This is a genomic window from Patescibacteria group bacterium (genome assembly GCA_038063375.1).
Classification (GTDB): Bacteria; Patescibacteriota; Minisyncoccia; order Phycocordibacterales; family JANLHH01; genus JANLHH01.
The window spans coordinates 3,167-17,593 of sequence record JBBTVG010000005.1 but is presented as its reverse complement, the minus strand read 5'-3'; the positions used below and the strand labels follow the sequence as shown (position 1 = coordinate 17,593).

The following is a 14,427-nucleotide window of genomic DNA, read 5'->3' as shown; positions in this document are numbered from 1 at the left end:
AGAAACCGTGGGTTTCTAAAGAGCGAGTATGCGAGCGAGATTTTGCGGTGACGCCAAAGTTCCGCTCTCCGGAACAAGGTGGCACCAAAAATCCGTAAGGGGGGTCGGGGGAATACGTTCCCCCGTGGAGGAAAACAGCGAAGCGTTAGAAACCGTGGGTTTCTAAAGAGCGAGTATGCGAGCGAGATTTTGCGGTGACGCCGAAGCATAGAAAAACCCCATAATTTGCTATATAATAGCCTCCATATGAAGCAAGACCCGCAGAACGGTCATCTCCACCCTATTACCCAGGTCATCAACGACGTGGTGCGTATTTTTCATGAACTTGGATTTGATGTTGCGGAGGGGACTGAGATAGAAACGGAGTATTACAATTTTGACGCGCTCAATGTGCCGAAGGATCATCCCGCGCGTGACATGCAAGACACATTTTGGTTGAAGGGCGTGGAGCAGACGGTACTACGAACACACACTTCGCCGGTGCAGGTTCATTATATGGAGAAAAACAAGCCGCCGCTTAGAATCGTGGTGCCCGGGAAAGTTTTTCGGCACGAAGCGACGGACGCCACGCACGAAGTGCAGTTTTACCAGGTTGAGGGTCTTGTCGTCGGCGAAGATGTTACCCTCGCGCACCTGAAAGGAACGCTCGAACTTTTTTTTAAGAAACTTTTCGGCGGAAAAACGGCGATTCGTTTTCGCCCAAGTTTTTTCCCGTTCGTGGAACCCGGTGTTGAGATTGACGTGTCCTGTTTTAAGTGCGGCGGCGAAGGATGTTCGCTTTGCAAAAAAACCGGGTTCATTGAAGTCATGGGCGCCGGCATGGTGCACCCTCATGTTTTAAACGGCGCGGGGATTGATTCCAGGAAATACCAGGGGTTCGCGTTCGGAGGAGGCGTTGATCGTCTGGTGATGCTTAAATACGGCATTGACGACGTGAGACTTCTTTATTCCGGGGATCTAAGACTCGTTAACCAGTTCTCATATGATCATCTCGTATAACTGGCTTCAAACTTATTTTAAAGAAAAACTTCCGTCCGCAGACACAGTCGCGGAGCTTTTGATATTTCACGCGTTTGAAGTTGAATCGGTTGAAAAAAAAGGCGATGATTTTATTTTTGACATAAAAGTCTTGCCGGACCGCGCGCACGATTGTCTTTCTCATCGCGGAGTGGCGCGCGAGCTCTCTGTTCATTTAGGGACAAAAATCATTGAAAAAGAAAAGCTTCTCGTGGTTTCCGGCGAAAAAGCGAAGCGCATTTTGCATATCAACGTTACGGAATCGGGGCAATGCAAAAGATACACGGGGCTTGTGATCGAAGATATCAGAGTTGGGGTATCGCCTGACTGGCTTAAGGGCCGCCTTGAATCAATCGGACAGAAATCAATCAATAACGTTGTGGATGCGACGAACTTCGTCATGTTTGATCTGGGGCAACCGCTTCACGCCTTTGACGCCGATAAGGTTGATGGAACGATTACGGTAAGGAACGCCAATGTCGGAGAAAAAATAACAACTTTGGACGGCAAGGAATTGGTTTTGAATAAAGATACGCTCATTATCGCCGACGACAAGGAGCTACTTGCCATCGCCGGTATAAAGGGTGGCAAGAAAGCGGAAGTGGATTCGGAAACAAAAAACATCATTCTGGAAGCGGCAAACTTTTCTCCGGCTAATGTCAGAAAAACATCCAAACATCTCGGCGTTCAAACCGATTCTTCAAAAAGGTTTGAAAACGAATTGTCTCCGGAAAAAACCAAAGAGGCGATAGAGAGCGTGGCAAGCATTATCTTGGAAATTGCCGGCGACGACAAGACAAAAATCGGGGATATTGTTGATATCTACCCGCGTCAACCGGCGGCGTACATTGTCGGTGTTTCCGCAGGCGAGATAAGCCAGGTTCTCGGTACATCGGTTTCGCAAGATGAAATTGAATCAATTTTCAAGAAGTTTGATTTTACATACAAGATAGTTGATCCGGTGGAAGAGGTTGTTTCTTTGTCGCAAAAATTGGCAGGTGTTCCGTATAAATACGGGGCAAGCGTCGTATACGACGCGCCAAAGGCCTTTGACTGCTCGTCTTTTGTCGCATATCTATTCGCGCAAGCGGGAGTCGCGGTCCCGCGTATGGCTGTTGATCAGTACGCTTTTGGAGAAAAAATAGAAGCATCCATCCTTTTACCCGGTGACGTTGTTTTTTCAAATACCGAAAATGGAAAAATATATTACGAGACGATTGAATTCATGAAGGGCGTAAAAATTCCGGAAGGCGTTGATCATTGCGGGTTGTATGTGGGAGACGGAAAAATTATTCACGCCACGAGATATGAAGGGAAGGTAGTTGTTGAAGATTTGGTTTCAAGCGGGCAATTCAAAAATATCGTCGGATACAGAAAAATGATCGCAAAAGAAGAATTACGTTTCGCGGTAACTATCCCACATGAACGTTTGGACATCCGCATCAAGGAAGATTTGATTGAAGAAATAGGCAAGACGTATGGATATGACAAAATTCCCGCCAAGACTCTTTCCGCGGTAAGCGAAAAAGCTCCGGTCAATAAATCTTTTTTCTACGCCAATAAAATTCGCACCATTTTAGCACGCGAAGGATTTTCCGAGATTTATACGTCTTCATTTTCGGACAGCGGGGAAGTGGCGCTCCAAAACCCCATAGCGGCTGACAAGGGATTTTTAAGAAATGACCTGAAAGACAATTTGTTCAAGAGTCTTGAATTAAATTCCAGAAATGCCCCGCTTTTAGGCCTTGAAAGCGTGAAGATATTTGAGATAGGGAAAGCGTTTAACGGCATTTCTGAAGAGAGGACACTTTTGGCAATCGGAGTAGAGGATGAGAAGCCACGCCAAGAAATAGAAAAAATGGTTGAAGTTTTAACCGGAGAACTAGGAATCGGTTTTGACATGGACATAAAACAGGACGGGGGAAGAGCGGTAGTAGAAATTGACATGGATATGCTCCTCGGGAAACTTCGGCAACCGGCAGATTACGGTGCTATGCGCCCGTATTCTAAAGAAGATCATGTGTATCAAAAGATTTCTCTTTATCCGTTCGTATCGCGCGACATTGCGGTGTGGACTCCAGCTGAAACAAAAGAGAGTGACGTGCTTTCAATTATTGATAAGAAAGCGGGAGAACTCTTGGTGCGTACGAAACTCTTTGATGTTTTTGAAAAAGAAGGAAGGATATCCTATGCTTTTCGTTTGGTATTCCAGTCGCATGAACGCACGCTCACTGACGAAGAAGTAAATACCATCATGGAAACCATTACAAGAACCATGAACCGTAATCCCGGGTGGGAAGTGAGATAATATGAATAGTAAGTCAAACTCAAACATAAAAAATGGAAGCGCAATGAAACTGGAAGTGCCATACTATTCCCAATTTCTTGACGTGGAAGACAAATACTGGATGCCGAGAGCATGCGGAATGGCGTGCGCGAAAATGGTGCTTGATTTTTATGAAGTAGATACCGCATCTCTTGATGAACTCATCAAGAAAGGTTCTGGAGAGGGCGGATACTCCACGTGGGGATGGGTGCATGATTATTTTGTGGCACTTGCGAAAGAGTACGGACTCGAGGCGCATCGCGAAGAAAAGATGGACCCGGAGAAGGGAATGGCGTCTATCATTGACGCACTGCGCCGTAATCATCCTGTCATCGTGTCCGCTACTAAACACATTTTAGGACAGACAAAGTTCCACATGGTCGTCATAACCGGTTACGAAGAAGACAGAGGCGCGATTACTGGATTGTATTATCACGATCCCGAATCAACCACCAGGGAAAGGGGGCAACACCTCTTTGTGGACAAGGAAACATTCATGCGTGAATGGCGCAAAATGGCTATTTTTATTATGCCTAGCGAGGAACGGAATAAAAATCGAAACAAGTAAAGCGAGTGAAGATTTTTATTCAATCCGAGCGACGGCATAACAAAGGGTTTTTGGTATCCTTTATCCACCCTAGAAACGTGTAAAATCCCTTTCATTGTAAGGGGATTTCTGTTATAATGAAAATAATCAAGGTTGGCTACTCGCAGGAGAGGCTATTTCATTTTATGGCTAAAAATAAGGACGATAAAGCGGAAAAAACAAAGGGCAACGGACACCATTATAGAGCGGAGGACATCGCCGTTTTAGAGGGTCTTGAACCGGTGCGAAAGCGTCCGGGTATGTATATCGGCTCCACCGGTCTTGAGGGTCTCCATCACCTCATTTGGGAGATCTTTGATAACGGCCGTGATGAAGCTATGGGTGGCTATGCCGACCATATTGAGGTTGTACTCTTGCCCGAGAATCGCGTGCGCATTACAGACAATGGCCGCGGTATTCCCGTTGATATTCATCAGAAGACAAAAGTGTCCGCGCTTGAGACCGTGATGACAACGCTTCATGCCGGCGGTAAATTTGGCGGTGATGGGTACGCCAAAGCGACAGGCGGTCTTCACGGCGTCGGTGCCTCTGTGGTAAACGCGCTCTCGTCTTATGCCAGAGTAGAAGTACATCGTGATGGAGGCAAGTATATGCAGGAGTACGCGCGAGGCAAACAGAAAGCAAAAGTAAAGAAACTGGGTCCCTCAAAACTGAATGGCACCATTGTTACTTTTGATGCTGACCCTCAAATCTTTCAAGAGATCGCCTATGATTGGAAAAGGATCACGGGCCATCTTCGTCAGCAGGCGTATCTCGTGAAGGGCATGCTCGTTACTATTATTGACGCGCGGGAGTATAAAGGAAAAATAGAGGATGAAGAAGTGTTTTATTTGAGCGAACTTGGCCTGCAAGTGCCCTCAACATCATTTTATTTTGAAGGGGGATTGCTTTCACTGGTAAAGCATTATAATGAAAACCAAAAACCGATCCACAAAAACATCTTTTACGTAGACAAGGAAGGGCCGGGCGCCGTTGCAGTGGAAGTGGCATTTCAATACGTTGATGATATTTCCGAACGATTGGTGCCGTTTGCCAACAACACTCATAACCCCGAAGGAGGTATGCATGTGACCGGTTTTAAGACAGCGCTCACGCGCGGTTTGAATAATTACGCGCGCAAAAGCAATATCTTGAAAGAAAGCGAAGAAAACTTCACGGGAGACGACGTGCTTGAGGGTCTTACCGCCGTCATCTCGGTCAAACTCAAAGAAATTCAGTTTGAAGGACAAACAAAAGCAAAACTCGGGAGCGTAGAGGCTCGCGGTGCCGTTGAAACGGTCTTCGGCGAGGCGCTTTCGGAATTTTTGGAAGAAAACCCCGACGACGGGAGAGCGATCGTTAATAAAGTGGTATTGGCCCTCAAGGCTCGCAAGGCGGCAAAGGCGGCAAAGGATTCCGTGTTAAGAAAAGGCGCGTTGGAAGGAATGACGCTTCCCGGAAAACTGGCTGATTGTCAGACCAGAAATATGGAAGAAGCGGAAATATTCATTGTTGAGGGAGATTCCGCAGGCGGTTCAAGCAAGCAGGGGCGTGATCGGCGCACACAAGCGATCTTGCCGCTCCGGGGGAAAATATTGAATGTGGAACGCGCGCGGCTTGACCGAATGCTTGCCTCAACGGAAATTAAAGCGCTGGTAATTGCGCTTGGGACCGCTATTGGTGATACGTTTGATATTTCTAAGCTTCGATACGGGAAGATCATTTGTGCGGCCGATGCCGATGTTGACGGGGCACACATAACGACACTGCTTCTCACACTTTTCTACCGCTATTTCAAGCCTCTCATTGAGGGAGGATTCGTGTATATTGCAAAACCTCCGTTGTATAAGATCAAAAAAGGCAAGGAGGTCGTCTATGCGTACACGGAAGAGGAGAAAAATAAGATCGTAGGCAAAGACAGCGAAGTGGTTGAAGAGGAGAGAGGAGCTCCTGAAGAAGGGGAAGAGGCAGAGGAGGCAGAAGAGGGCGAAGGAGAGAGTACTGCCGCAAAGAAAGCACCAAAAATTTCTCTCCAGCGCTACAAGGGTCTCGGCGAGATGAACCCCGATGAGCTGTGGGAAACAACCATGAATCCTAAAACGCGGATCTTGAAAAAGGTGATGATTAGCGATGCAGAGGAAGCTAATCGAGTATTTGATACTTTGATGGGAACCGATGTGCCGGCGCGCAAGGCATTTATCCAGACAAACGCAAAAATGGCAAACATTGACGTGTGAGATAATCAGAGGAGGATACTTCTGTCTCAAATGAAAACCCCCGCTTATTTGCGGGGGTTTTGTTTTTATGTGGCCAAGGCTTGCCCTATGGCCCAGTCGGGAGTGAAATCACATCCAACGGGTTCCTCATGACCGCGCCGAGAAACGCACTTGGGAGAACAAAAGTATATCGGTTTGTCTTCGGTTCCCATACGCAGGGAAAACTGTCTTTGAGCGACCTCTTTATTGCAGTTTTCTCCACCGCAGGTCGTCCCTTTCTCCGGCATCATCTTCAGCATTTTTTCACCCTCTTTCGTTTAAGATTTAATTGATTGGTACAAACTGTTCCAGAATATACCATACTTGTTGTATTGGCGCAACCGCTTTGTGGAAAGCTTCTTCATTAAACATTTCTCTTATGAGTATCTTTTGTGTGTTTCATCATCTCTTTATGCATGAGAGGTGTTTATTGAAGTATTGCTCTAGATTTTAGTTTGTTAGTTTCAAACTCAAATTGCGACAAAAAGAAGCAGAGTGATAGAAATCACAAAACTGATAATGAGCCAACCGGCAATTTTTTGATACAAATTACCCCATGAATCAATAGAACGCAGGGCATCTCTTTTTTCCGATATTAATGATATTCCCCAGAAAAGAAATATAATAAGTATTACTGATGACACAAGAAGAAGCCAAAATACTTGGCGGGTGTAACCAACAAACTCTCCACGAAGGAAAAAATAGATTGCTAGTTGAATCAATATAACTGAACTTATGGATAAAAGTAACCCCCCAATTTTTCTTAGACCCCTTCTTTTTTCTTGAGGCTCAATGGGTAACTGTTTTTGAGCGATATTCACAGCCAGCGTTTCTTCACGTTGTTTCAGGGGCTTACTTTTTTGGACAAATAGCGTAATACCCAAAGAGAATAATAGTGCTGCTATAAGGAGTATGAACACGAGAAAAATAGCCATTCCTACCATTGCCATAAGAAATGCTAAATCATCTGTCGACTCAAGTGGCAATATAAACGACGTGACAGTAGAGATTAGTATGAAGATAATGAAAATACCAACGGTCACCCGAATCGTCTTTTTCAATATTCCAATAGGATTTTTCTGATTTGAGGAGTCGTTTGCTACAGAAATTTTTTGAGAAAATAAAGACATAATCTTTCTACTTTGTATTAGTTTTTAATATACATTTCGGCTCGTTGTTTCTTCTTTCATGTTGCGGGTAAATTCATCAACGGTTGTTATGCCGATTTTTCCTCGATCACGACTCTCTACGGTGATCTGCTCACCTCCTACTTCCTGATCACCGATTACGATGAAGTAAGGAACTTTTTCTAATTTTACGTTGCGTATTTTCTTGCCCAGCGTTTCATCAGAAAGATCAAGTTCCGCACGTATGTCCGTTTCGCGAAGCATCGCGTATACTTTTGCCGCGTATTCTTTGTGCGCCGCGCCAATGGAAAGCACCTTCACTTGTACAGGGGAAAGCCAGAGCGGGAAAGCTCCCGCAAAGTGTTCAATGATCACGGCGAGGAAACGCTCTAAAGAGCCGGCAATAGCACGGTGGATCATAACAGGAGTTTCTTTTTTGCCCTGTTCATCGGTGTATTCAAGTGAAAAGCGCCCCGGCATGACGAAGTCAAGTTGTATGGTTGCCAGTTGACGCTCTCTTCCCAGGGCATCCTTAAATATGAAATCAAGCTTAGGGCCATAGAATGCCGCTTCTCCCGAAACACGCTTACAAGGAACACTTTCATTGTGCGCCACTTTCTCCAGAATATTTTCTGCCATGTCCCAATGAGCGCTATCACCCAAATATTTTTCAGGCGTCTTTGGATCACGCACCGAAAGTGATACCCATGATCCTTTCGTGCCCCACATGCCGAGAGATTCGTAAAATTCTTTAATGACCGATATAATGTTCCCTGCTTCTTGTTCAACTTGATCAATGGTGCAAAAGATATGCGCGTCATCCTGGGTGATGCTGCGCACGCGCGAAAGACCCAATAGTTCACCGGCTTGCTCGTCGCGGTATACGGCCGTTGTTTCGGTGAATCGAATAGGAAGGTCGCGGTAGCTGCGAGGGCGGCTCGCGTATATCTGCGTGTGATGGGGGCAATTCATCGGCTTCATCACAAATTCAGTATCCGACACTCCTTTCACCTTGAATAATTCATCACCAAATTTTTCCCAATGGCCGCTCTTTTCATAGAGCTCTTTTTTGGTAATGTGCGGAATCCACACGTTTTGATAGCCAAACTTTTTTTGTATATCGTGTATTTTTTCAATGATCGCGTCGCGCATAGCGGTGCCCTTTGGCGTGAAAAGGGGAAGTCCCGGGCCTACAAGGTCTGAAAAGGTGAACAGATCAAGTTCACGTCCCAACTTTCTATGGTCGCGTTTTTTCGCCTCTTCAAGCGCCGCGATATGCGCATCAAGTTCTTCTCTTGTTTCAAACGCCAGGCCGTAGATACGCGTGAGCATTTTATTACTCTCTTTGCCTCGCCAGTACGCTCCTGCAGTATGGGTGAGCGCGAACGCGTCGGCATTAAGCTCATCGGTATTGTTCACGTGCCCTCCGCGACACAGATCAACAAAGTCGCCGTTTGTATACGCGGTGAGCGTCTGTCCTTCTTTTGAAAATTCGTCAATGAGTTCAAGTTTATAAGGTTGACCGGCAAATATCTCGCGTGCTTCTTTGAGAGAGACCTCACGCCCAACAAAAGGCAATCCTTTGTTGGTGAGTTTTTTCATTCGTTTCTGGAATTCCTTCAGATCTTCGGGGGAAATAGAGACTCCAGAAGGGAATTCAAAGTCGTAATAAAAGCCATTCTCTATAACGGGGCCAATGGCAAGTTTTGTGTCGGGGTATTTTTCAAGCACCGCCGTCGCCAAAAGATGAGCCAAGGAGTGCCGTATTGCCGATAGTTTTTCTGATTCCATATGCTGTAAACTATACCAGTTTTTCTTCTATTTTTGAAGTTTATGCGTCTCTTGCCAAATTGATGTTTACGAGGTAGTCTTTGCCTAGAGTTCACCTACCTTGAAATTTTTACGGAGGTTATCATGAAGCCACATAAACGGTTTTCCCCAAGCCAGTATCAAAGAAAAGGGCAAGAAAAGGGGGTCAGAAGAAAAGGGGGTCAGGCACCCTTTTCATTTTTCATCCTCACTGACGATGCTTTTTCGCTGTTGTTATCTGCCTGCCATCAATCGCATTGCAAACGGCGTGAAGTAGGATTTGAGATGAGCGGGGGAAATGGCGTGCGATGAAATAGGTGCGGCGAGAGAGCGTAGCACCTCGCTAAGCGTTTTAAGTTCTTGTGCTCGCGGTTGCATATCAGGCAGGCGAGTGATTTCGTCCAGGATATTCTCGGCCCGTGCAAGCGCTGTGGAAGCTGTATCAGCATCCTTTTGTTCTTGCGCGGAAATGATACGCGAGACCTCGGCGCCTAAATTTGCCATAAGAAATAATGAGGTGCGCTTGTTGTTCATATGATTTTTGCGTCAACAATTTTTTTTATCCGTTCGCGAATCTTCGGGTCGGAAACTTCCATAGCAGTATTCCCCTCAGAGGGACGGATATTGATGAGCGAAATGTATTCAATCCAAGTATCGCGCGGCCGGTTGAGATATACGTTGAACCCCCAGATATTTTTTTGCTCTGAATCGCGCTCGGTAAGTTTTTGATTCGCGTCAATGTGATATTCCCCGCCGAATGCGACAACCTCCTTTTCAATATCCACAACGCCTTTGATCATCGTTTGGTAAAATTCTTGAGCGACTACTTTGAGGTCTGCAAGGGATACTTCTTTTTCCACGACAACGATATTCATAATCTCTATTATCCACCAAATTATCTTTGTTTACAACTCTTTTATTCCTTCGGCAACCAAGCTTTTTTCGCCGTTTCGTTCGGAAATCTTGCCTTTGATGGCAACACACCTGTCTGCCACACAGAGGCCCTTGCTCTCAACGAACAGCTTGGGAAACACCACCACTTCAATGGTGTCTGTGAAATCGGCAACTTTCATGAATGCCATTCGGTCGCCCTTTTTTGTAACAACCTCTTTCGCTTCCTCCACAATACCGGCAATAACCGCCATCATGCCCTCGCGCAATTCCGTTTTTATTTTTTTGATATTCGTATCTCGCTTCGCGAAGCGTTCCTGGTATTTTTCTAAAGGGTGTCCGGAAACATAGAGCCCCAAAAGCTCTTTTTCCCACCCCAGCTTTTCATCCTGTGTCGCCGGCGCGGCCTCTTTCATTCTAAATTTAGTGATAGTACTTTGGTCTGACATTTGACCAAAAAGCGATGTTTGGCTTTTGTTTCCTGTGCTGTGCTCTTTGTGATAGGCGAGCGCTTCGTCCATGTTGCCCTGCATCTGCCCGCGCTCGCCGAAAGCGTCAAGAGCACCGGAACGGATGAGCGCTTCCAAGGATTTCTTATTTAAATTGCGATGCAGAATGCGTTCCAAGAAATTCGCAAATGATGCAAATCTCCCCCCCCGCTCGCGCTCTGCAATGACCGCATCTGAAATATCCGAACCGAGATTTTTGATGGTATAAAGTCCAAAACGGATTCTATCTTGCTCTTCCTTTTTTCGCACGACGGTAAAATCACTGAAGCTTTCATTCACGTCCGGAGGGAGTACAGGGATACCCATGCGTTTGCACTCAGCGATGATTTCCGATATTTTTTCAACGTCGCCGGCTTCCGCGGTGAGCACTGCGGTCATGTAGAGAGCGGGGAAGTTCGCTTTCATGTAGGCGGTCTGGTATGCCACGCGCCCATAGCTTGCCGCGTGCGCTTTATTGAACCCGTAGGCGGCAAAGGGTTCAATCAGCTTCCAGAGCTCAAGCGCCTTCGCGGGAGACATTCCTCCGTCAATACAACCGCTGACGAATTTTTCTTCCTGTTCGGCCATGATCTTCGGAATCTTTTTTCCCATGGCCTTTCTCAGTTTGTCGGCTTCAAGCCATGAATATCCCGCCAAATTGATCGCAATGAGAAGCACGTCATCCTGATAGGTGATCACGCCGTAGGAGCGCTCTAAGATGCTCTTCATGCGCGGGTCAAGGTAAGCAATCGGCTCTTTGCCGTGTTTGCGTGAAATATAGTGCGGGATATTTTCCATCGGTCCGGGGCGATAGAGCGCCACCATAGCATTGATGTCGTGAATAGTTGAAGGCCGGAGGTCTTTCAGATAGCGTGTCATGCCGGCGCCGTTTAATTGAAACAGACCCATGGTCTCGCCTCGTGCCAGCATCTCAAATGTTTTGACGTCATCAAAGGGAATACGTTCAATATCTATATGTATGCCTTCAAGATCTCTTACCAGATGCACCGCGTTTTCCAGTATTGCCAAGTTGCGAATACCCAGGAAGTCAAATTTGAGAAGCCCCGCGTCCTCTACCGCATGCATGTCATATTGGGTAATTATTTTTCCGCCGCGCGGATCAAGCTGGAGCGGTACAAAATTGGAGAGCGGAGTGGGGGAGATAACCACACCGGCGGCGTGGACCGAGACATGGCGGACGCATCCCTCAAGGCGTTTCGCCAAATCAAGGATTTCCTTGGTTTCCGCTTCTTTTTTATACATATCCTTGAGCTCCGGCGTCTCTTTGAGCGCTCGGTCAATGGTCATGGCGAATCCTTGCGAGCCCATCGGGATGAGCCTTGCGATGCGATCACCGATTCCATACGGATGCCCCAGCGCACGCGCCACGTCTCGGACAGCACCGCGCGCAAGCATGGTACCGAAGGTGCCGATCTGCGCGACTTTATCCTCGCCGTACTTTTGTTTTGCATATTCTATGACCTCATCACGCCGATTATCCGCGTAATCCATATCAATATCGGGAGCGGAGGGACGCTCCGGGTTTAAGAACCGCTCAAACGGCAGTTTATATTCAAGCGGATCAATATTGGTAATGCCAAGCAGGTAGGTGGTTATGGAGCCGGCCACGGAACCGCGGACGGTCGTTAATATACCGCGCTCGCGCGCGAACTTAAGAAGATCGGCTACGACTAAAAAATACGGAGAATATCCTTTTGTCTTGATGATATCAAATTCATATTCAATGCGATCCATAACCTCTTTTGTTTCTTCAAGGCCGCGGCGCTTGATACCTTCATGAGTGAGGCGCCTTAACTCGCTATCATAGGTGGTGCCTTCGGGGATCTTGAGGTCGGGGAATACCCACGTGCCGAGCTCAAGTTCTATGTCGCACATGTCGGCAACTTTTTGCGTATTTTCCACCGCCTCGGGAATTTCTTTGAAGTATTCAAAAGCCTTTTTTGTATCAATGAACGAATAATCATCGGAGCTCATGGAAAAACGATCACTGCTTTGAAGGTTGGTGTTGGTTTGAATGGCAAGCAGGGTTTCGTGCGCCCGGCCGTCCTCGTGATGGAGATAATGCGAGTCTTGGGTGGCGACCAGAGGGACATTCAATTTCCGGGAGAGCGCAATAATACCTCGCTTCACCTCTTCAATGCCTGGAACACCCGGGTGATTCATGACCTCAAGGAAATAGTTTTCCTTGCCGTAAATATCTTGGTGTTCCGCGATGACGCGCTCTGCTTCTTCCGTGTTCCCGGCGCGCAGAGCCCGCGAGAGCTCGCCGCCGAAACAGCCGGAAAGACAGATGAGTCCCTCGGAATATTTTCGCATAAGCTCTTTATCAATGCGCGGCTTGTAATAGTATCCTTCAAGGTACGAGTACGTAACGAGCTTGATGAGGTTTTTATAGCCGGTATTGTTTTTAGCAAGGAGCGTAAGATGAAAACGTGTCGTGTCTATGCCGGCGCGTTTTTCGTGGCGCGACCCGGGCGTCACGTATGCTTCAAGGCCGATGATCGGCTTGATGCCATTCTTTTTGCATGTTTTGTAGAATTCAATGGCGCCGTGCATATTGCCGTGATCGGTGAGCCCGAGCGCCGGCATGTCATATTTTTTAGCGAGTGCCACCATTTCGTCAATCTTTGAGAGCCCGTCAAGAAGGGAATAGTGGCTGTGGGTATGGAGGTGTACGAATTTCGTATCCATGATTCCACTATTATAGCAGAAAGCAAAAAGTCCTAGAATCCATCTCAGTAATAACCGTTTAAAATATGAATAACAATAAAAGTGTTTGTGTGTCAAATCATGGAAAAAAGAATCGCTTGGCTATCCAAACGCTTGGATTTCGGCTGCAAAAAGCTCATCGCTCGTCAGCATATCCCGATATGCCTCCTCCCGCTTCGTTTTTTTCGCTCGAAATCCAAGCGTTTCTATAAGCCATTATTATTGAGATGGGTTCTAACAATTTGCTATGATAGTGGTATGGGGAACGTGATCCGGAGCGTGAAATATGTGATTGGCATTGATGAGGTGGGGAGAGGTCCTCTGGCCGGACCCGTGGCCGTGGGGGTGATGGCAAGCGCACTGCCGGCACGCAAGCTCTCGCGCTTGTTTCGCTCCGTCAAGGATTCAAAGAAACTCTCGGCACAGAAACGCGAGGAATGGTTTGCGCGCATCAGAGAGGAAACAAGGCGCGGAGTATTGATATATCATGTTTCTTTTGTAAGTTCGCGGGTGATAGATCGGCACGGTATTTCGTACGCGCTCAAGAAAGCAATGAAGATGTCTTTGATGAAACTGGCATGCGATCCAAAAATGTGTCGCGTCCTTCTTGACGGAGGCCTCGTGGCGCCCGAAGAATATGTCTCCCAGAAAACCATCATCAAAGGGGACGAGAAAGAAATCCTCATTGCGCTCGCGTCCATTGCGGCGAAAGTGTTGCGTGACAGAAAAATGACGGGGTATGGAAAGCAGTATCCCCAGTATCTCTTTCCTCAACACAAGGGTTATGGAACAAAGGAGCACATGGAGCGTATCAAACAACATGGCATTTCTCCCATACATCGAAAGAGTTTCCTTAAAAGGGTTGACCCCGTAGTAGATTTTGGCATTGCACGAAGTGCGCGCCAGAAGCGCGTTATGCCAAAATTCACTATCGGGGTTGACTTAAGGTAGGAAACCGTGTATTATGCATTATGTGGTAAACGACGCATTCGTGCGTTTTTAGTTCTTTGGGTTCTCAAAAAACATATAAAGAGTATTAAACTCCTTGTTTCAACTTCACTCGGATGCTGTGTAAAATCTGCCTGCCGGCAAGGCAGGTCAGAATTTTCCACGCACTCCTCGCTTGTTGAAATAACCTTCAATCGCTACATTTCAAAGAGGTGAGCAATGAACAGGGGCAAGACGGATGCACTGACAG

General features: G+C 46.8%; 10 protein-coding genes. 5 read left to right on the top strand and 5 right to left on the bottom strand.

What is annotated here, in order from left to right:
- Positions 1 to 246 precede the first annotated feature (246 nt).
- The 4 genes from pheS (at position 247) to AAB523_00825 (ending at position 6,166) form a co-directional block, all read left to right on the top strand.
- The gene (pheS, locus tag AAB523_00840; protein MEK7555816.1) at positions 247 to 999 is read left to right on the top strand and encodes a phenylalanine--tRNA ligase subunit alpha; all 753 of its coding nucleotides are present in this window, start codon (positions 247 to 249) and stop codon (positions 997 to 999) included.
- On the top strand, positions 983 to 3,325 hold the full coding sequence (locus AAB523_00835; protein ID MEK7555815.1) for a phenylalanine--tRNA ligase beta subunit-related protein: 2,343 nt from the start codon (positions 983 to 985) through the stop codon (positions 3,323 to 3,325). Before pheS ends, AAB523_00835 begins: the two co-directional genes overlap by 17 nt.
- A gap of 1 nt (position 3,326) precedes the next feature.
- The gene (locus AAB523_00830; GenBank protein ID MEK7555814.1) at positions 3,327 to 3,911 is read left to right on the top strand and encodes a C39 family peptidase; all 585 of its coding nucleotides are present in this window, start codon (positions 3,327 to 3,329) and stop codon (positions 3,909 to 3,911) included.
- Between the two features lie 164 nt (positions 3,912 to 4,075).
- Complete coding sequence (locus tag AAB523_00825; GenBank protein MEK7555813.1) at positions 4,076 to 6,166, top strand: DNA topoisomerase subunit B; 2,091 nt, start codon at positions 4,076 to 4,078, stop codon at positions 6,164 to 6,166.
- Between the two features lie 488 nt (positions 6,167 to 6,654).
- On the opposite strand, the gene AAB523_00820 is transcribed toward AAB523_00825, so the two are convergent.
- From AAB523_00820 to AAB523_00800, 5 genes are all read right to left on the bottom strand, one after another.
- Positions 6,655 to 7,314, bottom strand: coding sequence for a hypothetical protein (locus AAB523_00820; protein ID MEK7555812.1), 660 nt, complete (start codon positions 7,312 to 7,314; stop codon positions 6,655 to 6,657).
- Between the two features lie 24 nt (positions 7,315 to 7,338).
- Positions 7,339 to 9,102: a threonine--tRNA ligase gene (gene thrS, locus AAB523_00815; protein MEK7555811.1), complete on the bottom strand. Its 1,764-nt coding sequence runs from the start codon at positions 9,100 to 9,102 to the stop codon at positions 7,339 to 7,341.
- Positions 9,103 to 9,354: 252 nt separating this feature from the next.
- Positions 9,355 to 9,654, bottom strand: coding sequence for a hypothetical protein (locus tag AAB523_00810; protein ID MEK7555810.1), 300 nt, complete (start codon positions 9,652 to 9,654; stop codon positions 9,355 to 9,357).
- Positions 9,651 to 9,995, bottom strand: coding sequence for a DUF5674 family protein (locus AAB523_00805; protein ID MEK7555809.1), 345 nt, complete (start codon positions 9,993 to 9,995; stop codon positions 9,651 to 9,653). The genes AAB523_00810 and AAB523_00805 overlap by 4 nt, the downstream gene beginning before the upstream one ends.
- Positions 9,996 to 10,025: 30 nt before the next feature.
- Complete coding sequence (locus AAB523_00800) at positions 10,026 to 13,211, bottom strand: DNA polymerase III subunit alpha (protein ID MEK7555808.1); 3,186 nt, start codon at positions 13,209 to 13,211, stop codon at positions 10,026 to 10,028.
- A gap of 276 nt (positions 13,212 to 13,487) precedes the next feature.
- Between AAB523_00800 and AAB523_00795 the strand changes: the two genes are divergently transcribed.
- Complete coding sequence (locus AAB523_00795) at positions 13,488 to 14,180, top strand: ribonuclease HII (GenBank protein ID MEK7555807.1); 693 nt, start codon at positions 13,488 to 13,490, stop codon at positions 14,178 to 14,180.
- The last annotated feature ends 247 nt before the right edge of the window (positions 14,181 to 14,427 follow it).